Here is an 11,621-nt window from a genome sequence, read left to right as displayed (position 1 = left end):
ACGTCCGGCTGGACCGACAAGGACAGATAAGGATGGCGACACCATCCGATACCAAGACCGACGGAGCAGACATGATCTATATCCTGATGGGCGTTTCCGGCAGCGGCAAGACCACGGTCGGCCAGTTGCTGGCGCAGCGCCTGGGCTGCGGCTTCCATGATGCCGATGCCTTCCACAGCGAGGCCAACAAGGCCAAGATGCACGCGGGCACCCCGCTGACCGACGACGACCGCTGGCCCTGGCTGGCCGCCATGCGCGCCGCCATCGACGCGGCCCGGGCCGAAGGCCGCACCCATGTGTTCACCTGCTCGGCGCTGCGCCAGGCCTACCGCGACCGGCTGACCCCGCCTGACGGCGGCGTGACCTTCGTCTTCATGAAGGGCGACGCGTCGCTGATCGGCCAGCGCCTGTCCGCGCGCACCGACCACTTCTTCAACGCCGACCTGCTGCAAAGCCAGTTCGATACCCTGGAAGAACCCAGCGACGCGCTGGTGCTTGATATCCGCCAGTCCCCCGAGGCGCTGGTCGCCACCATCCTGCAGGCTACGGTGCCCCAGGGAGCCGGCGTGGCACGCTGACCTCCTGATCCGCTGGCGCCGCCAATCGTTCCGGGCGGCGCGCTCCCAGGTTTCTCGCAAACGGCTGCCAGCCTTGCTGGTGGCCGTTTTTGCGTGCGCTGGCAGGCATCTTGCTAGTCCATTTTTCGTACCAGTGCGGGTTAGTCACCTTGCGGCTTTCGCCGGCACGGGTATGCTGAAAGGGCCAGTGACTCGACGGCATCTCCGCGGCACCCGCAGGACTGGGGGGCGCGGCGGGCCAGGGCAGGAAAGCCAGGGCAAAACCAGGGCAGCCGGCAGCGACCGCGAAGTCGCGGTGAAGCGGTAGCACCGGAAGCCCGCGACATGGAGGAACGGCCATCATGGCGGGGCGGTATTTCGACGAGATGCTGGACTGGCGCACGGACGGGGCGCCGATGGTTATCCAGGCGGGACAGGCATTGCCTGAAGGGGCGGTACGCCCGCATTACCGGCATTTCGCAGACTGGCTGGCGCGGCAGTCCGAAAGCACGATGGGCAACAAGCGCGCCGAGGCTGACCTGATCTTCCGGCGCGTGGGCATTACCTTTGCCGTCTACGGCGACAAGGATGAAGCCAACAGCGGCACCGAGCGCACCATACCGTTCGACGTGATCCCGCGCATCTTCCCGGCCAGCGAATGGGCGCTGCTGGAAAAAGGCCTGCGCCAGCGCGTGGCCGCGCTGAACCGCTTTATCCACGATATCTACCACGGCCAGGACATCATCCGCGCGGGCGTGATCCCGCCCGACCAGATCTACAACAACGCCCAGTACCGGCCCGAGATGCTCGGCGTGAGCGTGCCGCACGACATCTATGCGCACGTGGCCGGCATCGACGTGGTGCGCGCCGGCGAGGGCGAGTTCTACGTGCTGGAAGACAACCTGCGCGTGCCCTCGGGCGTGTCGTACATGCTGGAGAACCGCAAGATGATGATGCGGTTATTCCCCGACCTGTTCGCGCGCAACCGCGTGGCGCCGGTGGCGCACTATCCTGACCTGTTGCTCGACATGCTGCGCGGCGTCTCGCCGCAGGCGATCGCCGATCCCACCGTGGTGGTGCTGACGCCGGGCATGTACAACTCGGCGTACTTCGAGCATGCCTTCCTGGCGCAGCAGATGGGCGTGGAGCTGGTCGAAGGCAGCGACCTCTTCGTCGAGGACGACCACCTGTTCATGCGCACCACGCAGGGCCCGCAGCGCATCGACGTGATCTACCGGCGCGTCGACGACGATTTCCTCGACCCGCTGGTGTTCCGCCACGATTCGTCGCTGGGCGCGGCGGGGCTGCTGTCGGTCTACCGCGCCGGCAACGTGACCATCTGCAATGCGATCGGCACCGGCGTGGCCGACGACAAGTCGATCTATCCGTACGTGCCGGACATGATCCGCTTCTACCTGGGCGAAGAGGCCATCCTCAGCAACGTGCCCACCTATATGTGCCGGCGCCCGGACGACCTGCAGTACGTGCTGGACCATATGGACGAGCTGGTGGTCAAGGAAACCCACGGCGCCGGCGGCTACGGCATGCTGGTCGGGCCGGCCGCGACGCGGGCCGAGATCGATGCCTTCCGCGAGGTGGTCAGGTCCAGGCCGGAGCAGTACATCGCGCAGCCCACGCTGGCGCTGTCGACCTGCCCGACCTATGTGGAGGCGGGCATCGCCCCGCGCCATATCGACCTGCGCCCGTTCGTGCTATCGGGCAAGGAAGTGCGCATGGTGCCCGGCGGGCTGACCCGCGTGGCGCTGCGTGAAGGTTCGCTGGTGGTGAATTCCTCGCAAGGGGGCGGCACCAAGGACACCTGGGTGCTGGAACGATGAACCCCGACAACGTGATGATCGCCATGACGACCACCGCCACGCCAGGAGAGCCCACATGCTGAGCCGCACCGCCGACCACCTGTTCTGGATGGCCCGCTACACCGAGCGCGCGGAGAATACCGCGCGCATGCTCGACGTCAACTACCAGACCTCGCTCTTGCCGCAGTCGGCCGAAGTGGCCGAGCAGGGCTGGTGGGCCATGCTCGATATCTCCGAGCTCACCGACGTCTTTGACCACAAGTACGGGTTGCTGTCGCGCGACGATGTGATTGACTTCATGGTGCGCGACATGACCAATGCCTCGTCCATCATGAGCTGCCTGCGCGCGGCGCGCGAGAACGCGCGCGCGGTGCGCGGCTCGCTGACCACCGAGGTCTGGGAGACCGTCAACACCACCTGGCTGGAGGTGCAGCGCCTGATCGCCGACGGCGTGCTGAAGGAAGACCCGGCGCGCTTCTTTGAATGGGTCAAGTTCCGCTCGCACCTGGCGCGCGGGGTGCAGTTCGGCACCATGCTCAAGGACGATGCCTTCCACTTCATGCGGTTGGGCACCTTCCTGGAGCGCGCCGACAATACCGCGCGGATCCTGGACGTCAAGTTCCAGGCCTCGGGCAGCGACGAGAGCGACGCCAACCGCGGCCAGAACGACTTCTACCACTGGGCCGCGGTGCTGCGCTCGGTATCGGGCTTCGAGGTCTACCGCAAGGTCTATCGCGCGGTCATCACGCCGCAGCGCGTGGCCGAGCTGCTGATCCTGCGCCCGGACATGCCGCGTTCGCTGGTGTCGAGCATGGACGAGGTGGTGGCCATTCTCCACACGGTGCGGAACCAGCAATCGGCGGAAACCGAACGGCAGGCTGGTAAACTCCACGCCGACCTGAAGTACGCGCGGATCGACGATATTTTCGCCGTCGGCCTGCATGCGTACCTGACCAGCTTCCTGGAGCGCATCGGCGACCTCGGCAATGGCATCAGCCGGGACTTCCTCGTGCCACTGCTGGCTGCCTGAGATGGGCCGCCGGCAGCCTCCATGTGCCGCCGCCGCGCCCTGATACCGTGAAATACAAGATCCATCACCATACTGTCTACCGCTACGCCGAACCGGTGCGGCGCAGCGTGCACGAAGTGCGGCTCGAGCCGCGCTCGGGCCCGCTGCAGTCCGTGCACAGCTGGCAACTGGTGACGCCCGGCAATCCGTCGGCGGCGCGCGATGGCTTCGGCAATATCGTGCACAACTTTACCGTGGCCGGGCCGACCAGCACCCTCTCCATCGAAGCCACCGGGGAGGTGGAAGTGCTGCCGCCGCATGGCGACCTCGACCGCGACGGCCACCATGCGTTCTGCGACGCGCCGCCGCCTGGCGAATCACGGGTGTCGCCTCTGTACTACCTTGGTAGCACGCCACTGACAACGGCACCCCCCGAGATGCAGGCCTTTGCCGCGCCATTCCTGGCCGCTGGGCATGACATTCCCGCGCTGCTGGCACTGGCGCAAGGGATTGCCGAGCGGGTGCGCTACAAGCCCAATACGACCGATGTCGGCACCTCGGCCGCCGATGCCTTTGCGCTGGGAAGCGGCGTATGCCAGGACCAGGCGCAGGTGATGGTGGCGGCGTGCCGGGCGCTGGGTATCCCTGCACGCTATGTGAGCGGATACTTCTGCGACCCGGGCGCCACCGATCTGGCCAGTCATGCCTGGGCCGACGTATGCCTGGACCCGGCGCGCGAGATCTGGTGCAGCGTCGACATCACGCACGGCTGCCTGACCGACGAGCGCCATGTGCGGCTGGCGGTGGGGCGCGATTACGCTTCGGCGGCACCAGTCCGGGGCATCCTGGAAGGAGGCTCCGGCGAAACGCTGGAAGTGAATGTAACTATTACGCCGCTTTATACCTGATTAGGTGCCTGATTCCAGACGAGGCGCGGTGCCGGTGCACCGGCGCTAGAATCCGGGGTGATGCAGGCCCACGGCTGGCCACTTCCGGCCGCCGCGAAGAAGACCAAGACAAACCATGACGTACTGTGTAGCCATGCGGCTGGATGCCGGCTTGGTATTCCTGTCCGATTCCCGCACCAATGCCGGGGTGGACGCGATCTCCACGTCGCGCAAGATGACGGTGTTCGAGGAACCCGGCGACCGCGTGATGGTGCTGATGACCGCCGGCAACCTGGCCATCAGCCAGTCGGTGCGCCAGATCCTGGCCGAGAACCACGACGAAAAGCGCTCGCTGTGGACTGCGCGCGACATGTTCGAGGCGGCCTCCATCGTCGGCGAAGCGGTGCGCCAGGTGCACAAGCGCGACGCGCATGCGCTGCGCGACGCCGGCATCGAGTTCAATGTCAGCCTGATTTTCGGCGGCCAGGTGCGCGGCGAGCGCGTGCGGCTGTTCAATATCTACGCGGCCGGCAATTTCGTCGAGGCCACGCCCGAAAACTGCTACTTCCAGATCGGCGAGGCCAAGTATGGCAAGCCCATTGTCGACCGCGTGGTGCACCCGTCGCTGCCGCTGGCGGAGGGCGCCAAGTGCGCGCTGATCTCGATGGATTCGACGCTCAAGTCGAATATCTCGGTCGGCCTGCCGCTGGACCTGCTGGTCTATGAGGCCGATTCGCTGCAAGTGACCCGCTTTGTCAATATCGACGAGCGCAATGCCTATTTCCGCATGATCCGCGACACCTGGGGGCAGCGCCTGCGCCAGGTCTTCGGCGAGATCCACAACCCGGAGTGGGATCCCGGCGTGCCCGCCGAATTCTCGCTCGCGCGGCCCGGCGAGGCCGACCGCTGGGGGCAGCCGGTGCGCGCCAAGCGCAATCCGTCGCGTACCCAGGACTGAGGGCGGGACGGGGAAACACGCGATGCGCGAGATCATTCATTTTTCCCATGCCAACGGCTTTCCGGTGACCACCTACCGCAAGCTGTTCGGCGAACTGGACGGCGACTTCGAATTCCGCGCCGTCGACCGCTACGGGCACAAGCCCGAATTCCCGGTGACGCGCGGCTGGCCGCACCTGGTGGAGGAGCTGCTGGGCGAGATCGACCGCCAGTACCGCGAGCCGGTGTGGCTGGTGGGCCATTCGCTGGGCGGCTTCCTGTCGCTGATGGCAGCGCTGCGCCGCCCGGAACGGGTGCGCGGCGTGGTCATGCTGGATTCGCCGATCATCGCCGGCTGGCGCGCATCGCTGCTGAAGACCGCCCAGATGCTGGGCATGGATGAAAAGCCCGGCCCGGCGGCGGTGACCAGGAACCGGCGCACCCACTGGCCGGATGCCGAGGCGGTGTGGGAACACTTCCGTTCCAAGCCCAACTTTGCCGTGTGGGACCAGGAGGTGCTGCGCGACTATGCCATCTACGGCACCGAGCCGACCGGCAAGGACAACGAGCGCCGGCTGCGCTTTGACCGCGAGGTCGAATACTGGATCTACCGCACGCTGCCGACCAGCCTCGGGCGCAAGGTGGCGCGCGGCGCCCCGGTGCCGGTCGGCTTTGTCGCCGGCACGCGCTCGCGCGAGGTACGGCAGTGCGGACTGGGTGCGACCCGCAAGCTGGTGGGGCCGAACTTGCGCTTTATCGAAGGCGGCCATCTGTACCCCATGGAACGGCCGCAGGAGACGGCGCAACTGGTGCGCGACCTGATCGGCGCGATGCGCCGCGAGGGGCGCTGAGGCTGGCGTGCAGCGGGCGTGCGGCGCATGCGCCGCAACGCGCCAGGAAAGCCTGTTGCAGCCCTGCCGTGGAGGGGTGCTGTCACAATTTCCGGGTCGGCGGGGAACGGGCTCTCATGTATAATCCCGATTTCCCCGGCAAGCTCGGTTTATGACCAAATTCGTCTTCGTCACCGGTGGCGTCGTCTCTTCTCTCGGCAAGGGCATCGCTGCTGCCTCGCTCGCGGCCATTCTTGAGTCGCGCGGCCTCAAAGTCACCCTCCTCAAGCTCGATCCCTACATCAACGTCGATCCCGGCACGATGAGCCCTTTCCAGCATGGCGAGGTGTTTGTCACGGAAGACGGTGCGGAAACCGACCTGGATCTCGGCCACTACGAGCGTTTCGTATCGGCCAAGATGCGCAAGTCCAATAACTTCACCACGGGCCAGATCTACGAATCGGTGATCCGCAAGGAACGCCGCGGTGAATACCTGGGCAAGACCGTGCAGGTGATTCCGCATATCACCAACGAGATCCAGGCGTTTGTCGAGCGCGGCGCCGCCGCCTCGCACGACGGCAAGGCCGACGTGGCGCTGGTGGAGATCGGCGGCACCGTCGGTGACATCGAATCGCTGCCGTTCCTGGAAGCCGCGCGCCAGATGAGCCTGCGCATGGGCCGCAACCACTGCGCCTTCGTGCACCTGACGCTGGTGCCGTTCATTGCCAGCGCCGGCGAGCTGAAGACCAAGCCGACCCAGCACTCGGTGCAGAAACTGCGTGAGATCGGCATCTCGCCGACCGCGCTGCTGTGCCGCGCCGACCGCCCGATCCCGGACGACGAGCGCGCCAAGATTTCGCTGTTCGCCAATATCCCGCAGGACGCCGTGATTTCGGTGTGGGACGCGGACACCATCTACAAGATCCCGCAGATGCTCAACGAGCAGGGCCTCGACCGCCTGATCTGCGAGGAACTGCGCCTGGATCCCAAGCCGGCCGACCTGTCGATGTGGCAGAAGCTGGTCAACGCCCAGGAAAATCCCGAGCACGAGATCACCATCGGCATGGTCGGCAAGTACGTCGACCTGACCGAGTCGTACAAGTCGCTGATCGAGGCGCTGCGCCACGCCGGCATGCATACGGCAACCCGCGTGAACATCGAGTACATCGATTCCGAGGAACTGGAATCGGGCCACCTCGAAGTGCTGGCTCCGCTGGATGCCATCCTGGTGCCGGGCGGCTTCGGCAAGCGCGGCACGGAAGGCAAGATCCGCGCGATCCAGTACGCCCGCGAAAACAATATCCCTTACCTCGGCATCTGCCTGGGCATGCAGCTGGCCGTGATCGAAATCGCCCGCCACCTGGCCGGCATGACCGACGCCAACTCGACCGAATTCAACCTGGAAACCGAACACCCGGTGGTCGCGCTGATCACCGAGTGGGTGGACCGCGAAGGCAAGGTCGAGCAGCGCTCGGCCGATTCCGACCTGGGCGGCACCATGCGCCTGGGCGCGCAGCGCGTACCGGTCAAGGAAGGCACCAAGGCCGCCGCGATCTACGGCGCCGAGGTCAATGAACGCCACCGTCACCGCTACGAGGTCAACAACCACTATGTGCCGACGCTGGAAAAGGCCGGCATGGTGATCTCGGCCCGCACGCCGACGGAAAACCTGCCGGAAATGATGGAACTGCCCGAGTCGATGCACCCCTGGTTCGTCGGCGTGCAGTTCCACCCGGAATTCACCTCGACGCCGCGCGACGGCCATCCGCTGTTCAAGGCCTACGTCGAAGCCGCGCTGGCCAGCCAGCAGCGCAAGGGCGCCTGAGCCCCGGGCGGCACGAGAGGAGATTGTCATGAAACTCTGTGGATTCGAGGCCGGCCTCGACAAGCCGTTCTTCCTGATCGCGGGTCCGTGCGTGATCGAGTCGGAGCAGATGGCCCTGGATACGGCCGGCGAGCTCAAGGCCATCACCACGGAACTGGGCATTCCATTCATCTACAAGTCGTCGTTCGACAAGGCCAACCGTTCGTCGGGCAAGTCGTTCCGCGGCCTGGGGATGGAAAAGGGCCTGGAGATCCTGGCGACGGTCAGGCGCGAGATCGGCGTGCCGGTGTTGACCGACATCCACGAGATCGACGAGATCAAGCCCGTCGCGGCCGTGGTGGACGTGCTGCAGACGCCGGCCTTCCTGTGCCGTCAGACCGATTTCATCCGCGCCTGTGCCCAGAGCGGCAAGCCGGTGAACATCAAGAAGGGCCAGTTCCTGGCGCCGCACGACATGAAGAACGTGATCGACAAGGCGCGCGATGCCGCGCGCGAAGCCGGTCTGCCTGACGATGTCTTCATGGCCTGCGAGCGCGGCGTTTCGTTCGGCTACAACAACCTGGTGTCGGACATGCGCTCGCTGGCGATCATGCGCGAGACTGGTGCCCCGGTGGTGTTCGACGCCACCCACTCGGTGCAGCTGCCGGGCGGCCAGGGCACCAGCTCTGGCGGCCAGCGCGAGTTCGTGCCGGTGCTGTCGCGTGCCGCCGTCGCCACCGGCGTGGCGGGCCTGTTCATGGAAACGCACCCGGACCCGAGCAAGGCCATGTCCGATGGTCCCAACGCGGTGCCGCTGTCGCGCATGAAGGAACTGCTGGCCGTGCTCAAGGACCTGGACACGCTGGTCAAGCGCGCCGGGTTCCTGGAAGACAACTTCGGCTGGCCGGCCTGCGCCTGAGCAGGCCCTGTTTGTCGCCGCCGCGCCCTTGCTGGCCGCCGGCGGTGACAAACCATATCGAAAGACCATACAAAAAATCGGGAGATACTCCATGGCCGCGGGCTTTATCATCGCCTACGTCGACGTGACCGACCCCCAGCAGTACGAGCAATACAAGGTGCTTTCGAGCAAGGCCATTCAGATCCATGGCGCCGAAGTGCTGGTGCGCGGTGGCAAGACCGAGCCGCTCGAAGGGGAGTGGGCGCCGACGCGCGTCGTGGTGCTGAAATTCCCCAGCTATGAAGCCGCCAAGGCCTTCCACGACGGCGAGGCCTACCGCGCCGCGCGCAAGGCGCGCGAGCACGCGGCGAAGATGAACATGATCGTGGTCGAGGGCGCCGCCTGAGCAGGCCGGTGCCTGGCAGCTGTCATGCGCACATGACATGCGCCTGACACGTGCACAGGTTGAAGTAACCAGCAGCAGCAAGAATCAACAGTCAGAGAGGAATTCATGAGTGCAATCGTAGATATCATCGGTCGCGAGGTTCTCGACTCGCGCGGCAATCCCACCGTCGAATGCGACGTGCTGCTGGAATCCGGCGTGATGGGCCGTGCGGCCGTGCCGTCGGGCGCCTCCACCGGTTCGCGTGAAGCCATCGAACTGCGCGACGGCGACAAGAGCCGCTACCTGGGCAAGGGCGTGCTGAAGGCTGTCGAGCATATCAACACCGAAATCTCCGAAGCCATCATGGGCCTGGACGCCTCCGAGCAGGCCTTCCTGGACCGCACCCTGATCGACCTCGACGGCACCGAGAACAAGGGCCGCCTGGGTGCCAACGCCATGCTGGCGGTGTCGATGGCCGTGGCCAAGGCCGCCGCTGAAGAAGCCGGCCTGCCGCTGTACCGCTACTTCGGCGGTTCGGGCGCGATGCAGCTGCCGGTGCCGATGATGAACATCGTCAACGGCGGCGCGCATGCCAACAACAGCCTGGACATCCAGGAATTCATGATCATGCCGGTGTCGCAGACCAGCTTCCGCGAAGCCCTGCGCTGCGGCGCCGAGATCTTCCACGCGCTGAAGAAGATCCTGGCCGACAAGGGCATGTCCACCGCGGTGGGCGACGAAGGCGGCTTCGCGCCGAACTTCTCGTCCAACGAGGAATGCCTGAACACCGTGGTGCAGGCCATCGAGAAGGCCGGCTACCGCGCCGGTGAAGACGTGCTGCTGGCGCTGGACTGCGCCGCCAGCGAGTTCTACCACGAGGCCGAAGGCGTGTACCAGCTGGAAGGCGAAGGCCTGAAGCTGACCTCGACGCAGTTCGCCGACTACCTGGCCAACCTGTGCGACAAGTTCCCGATCGTGTCGATCGAGGACGGCATGGCCGAAGGCGACTGGGACGGCTGGAAGACCCTGACCGACAAGCTGGGCGCCCGCGTGCAACTGGTGGGTGACGACCTGTTCGTCACCAACACCAAGATCCTGAAGGAAGGCATCGAGAAGGGCATCGGCAACTCGATCCTGATCAAGATCAACCAGATCGGCACGCTGACCGAAACGTTTGCAGCCATCGAGATGGCCAAGCGCGCCGGCTACACCGCCGTGATCTCGCACCGCTCGGGCGAAACCGAAGACAGCACCATTGCCGACATCGCAGTGGGCACCAACGCCGGCCAGATCAAGACCGGCTCGCTGTCGCGCTCGGACCGCATGGCCAAGTACAACCAGCTGCTGCGCATCGAGGAAGACCTGGGCGACATCGCCAGCTACCCGGGCAAGGGCGCGTTCTACAACCTGCGCTGACACCTTGCCCCGTCGTTCCCGCTTGCGCGGGAGCGGCGGCAAGCGGATGAAATGGCGGCGGCCGGCCTTGCCCGGCCGCCGCCGTTTTTGTATCGAAATCTGCCTGGCAATTGCCTTCTAGGCTGAGTTCGCAGATCATTGTGCGGAAATTCCTGTCCGCAATCCTTCATGCGCCTGATCTCGCTGCTGTTGTTCGTGCTGCTGCTTGCCATCCAGTATCCACTCTGGCTGGGCAAGGGGGGGTGGCTGCGCGTGTGGGACCTGAACCGGCAACTGACTGAGCAGGGCACCCGCAACCAGACGCTCAAGCTGCGCAACGCCAAGCTGGAAGGGGAAGTCGCCGACCTGCAGGACGGCACCGGTGCGATCGAGGAACGTGCTCGCTATGAGCTGGGCATGGTGCGGGAAGGCGAGGTCTTCGTGCAGTTTGTCGCGCCGGCACCCAAGGTCAGCGCCACGCCGCCGTTGCCGCCGCCACCGAATTCGGTGGCCGGAAGAGGCGGCCACTAAGAGGCGCCTTGTCTCTCACTGTCGGTGGGCTTGGATCCAGCCCGCCGCCTGCCTGTCACCACCAGCCGTACGGATAGCCGCCCCAGCCCCAGCCGGGCATGCCGACGCTGACGCCGCCACCCCAGTGGCCGCCACCCCATCCCCCGTAATACAGGTTCCAGCTGGTGTTCGGATAGCCATAGGCCGCGCGCGCGGCCGCGGCCTGCTGGTCGAACGCGATGGCGGCTGCCTGGTCGCGCAGGACTTGCTGGTTCAGCGCGCTCAGCTTCTGCTGGTCCTCCGTCGTCAGCGATGCTGGCGGGATGGCGTTGGGCGCCAGCCGCGCGGTGGGCGGCGAGCCGTTGGCGTCGCGCGGGATTTCCGCGCAGCCGGCGGCCAGCAGCAGGGCCGCGAGCGCAGCGCAGGCAGCAATGCGGCGCAGCACGCGCGGTGTCGTGGCGGGGGGTTCTGGCACGGGGGAGATGGCTCGGGCGGACATGGTTGTTCTCAGGCTCGCTGGTCGGCAACTGGATGCTGCCATCGTACAGCCGTTGGACCGGACGGCAAGGCGGATGTTTCCGCCTTGCCACCCC

The 11,621-nt window shown here is 65.9% G+C and carries 12 protein-coding genes; 11 read left to right on the top strand and 1 reads right to left on the bottom strand.

All coding sequences use genetic code 11. The features are described from left to right. Positions 1-71: 71 nt before the first annotated feature. The 11 genes from DN412_RS11250 to ftsB all read left to right on the top strand — a co-directional run bounded on the left by DN412_RS11250 (position 72) and on the right by ftsB (position 11,049). On the top strand, positions 72-578 hold the full coding sequence (locus DN412_RS11250) for a gluconokinase (RefSeq protein ID WP_208647595.1): 507 nt from the start codon (positions 72-74) through the stop codon (positions 576-578). A 341-nt stretch (positions 579-919) separates the two neighbouring features. Further along, complete coding sequence (locus DN412_RS11245; RefSeq protein ID WP_078195833.1) at positions 920-2,395, top strand: circularly permuted type 2 ATP-grasp protein; 1,476 nt, start codon at positions 920-922, stop codon at positions 2,393-2,395. Positions 2,396-2,450: 55 nt separating this feature from the next. Then, entirely contained in the window at positions 2,451-3,404 is a 954-nt protein-coding gene (locus DN412_RS11240) for an alpha-E domain-containing protein (protein ID WP_115015075.1), read from the top strand. A 47-nt stretch (positions 3,405-3,451) separates the two neighbouring features. Beyond that, the gene (locus tag DN412_RS11235) at positions 3,452-4,291 is read left to right on the top strand and encodes a transglutaminase family protein (protein WP_206363365.1); all 840 of its coding nucleotides are present in this window, start codon (positions 3,452-3,454) and stop codon (positions 4,289-4,291) included. Between the two features lie 115 nt (positions 4,292-4,406). Continuing rightward, on the top strand, positions 4,407-5,228 hold the full coding sequence (locus DN412_RS11230; protein WP_208647594.1) for a proteasome-type protease: 822 nt from the start codon (positions 4,407-4,409) through the stop codon (positions 5,226-5,228). 22 nt (positions 5,229-5,250) lie between these two features. Beyond that, a complete protein-coding gene (locus DN412_RS11225; RefSeq protein ID WP_115015069.1) occupies positions 5,251-6,057 on the top strand; it encodes an alpha/beta fold hydrolase in 807 nt (268 codons plus the stop codon). A gap of 151 nt (positions 6,058-6,208) precedes the next feature. Continuing rightward, positions 6,209-7,861: a CTP synthase gene (locus DN412_RS11220; protein WP_078195838.1), complete on the top strand. Its 1,653-nt coding sequence runs from the start codon at positions 6,209-6,211 to the stop codon at positions 7,859-7,861. 28 nt (positions 7,862-7,889) lie between these two features. Then, positions 7,890-8,759: a 3-deoxy-8-phosphooctulonate synthase gene (kdsA, locus tag DN412_RS11215; RefSeq protein WP_078195839.1), complete on the top strand. Its 870-nt coding sequence runs from the start codon at positions 7,890-7,892 to the stop codon at positions 8,757-8,759. 91 nt (positions 8,760-8,850) lie between these two features. Continuing rightward, positions 8,851-9,144: a DUF1330 domain-containing protein gene (locus tag DN412_RS11210; RefSeq protein WP_115015066.1), complete on the top strand. Its 294-nt coding sequence runs from the start codon at positions 8,851-8,853 to the stop codon at positions 9,142-9,144. A 105-nt stretch (positions 9,145-9,249) separates the two neighbouring features. Then, positions 9,250-10,539 carry a phosphopyruvate hydratase gene (gene eno / locus DN412_RS11205; RefSeq protein ID WP_115015063.1) on the top strand — a complete coding sequence of 430 codons (1,290 nt, stop codon included), beginning with the start codon at positions 9,250-9,252 and terminating at the stop codon, positions 10,537-10,539. Positions 10,540-10,707: 168 nt separating this feature from the next. Continuing rightward, the gene (ftsB, locus tag DN412_RS11200) at positions 10,708-11,049 is read left to right on the top strand and encodes a cell division protein FtsB (RefSeq protein WP_018006885.1); all 342 of its coding nucleotides are present in this window, start codon (positions 10,708-10,710) and stop codon (positions 11,047-11,049) included. A gap of 55 nt (positions 11,050-11,104) precedes the next feature. Here ftsB and DN412_RS11195 read toward each other — a convergent pair whose 3' ends face one another. Next, a complete protein-coding gene (locus tag DN412_RS11195) occupies positions 11,105-11,527 on the bottom strand; it encodes a hypothetical protein (RefSeq protein WP_115015059.1) in 423 nt (140 codons plus the stop codon). Positions 11,528-11,621: the final 94 nt, after the last annotated feature.

The organism is Cupriavidus lacunae (genome assembly GCF_003353055.1).
Classification (GTDB): domain Bacteria; phylum Pseudomonadota; class Gammaproteobacteria; order Burkholderiales; family Burkholderiaceae; genus Cupriavidus; species Cupriavidus lacunae.
This window is presented reverse-complemented; position numbering and strand designations above follow the sequence as displayed.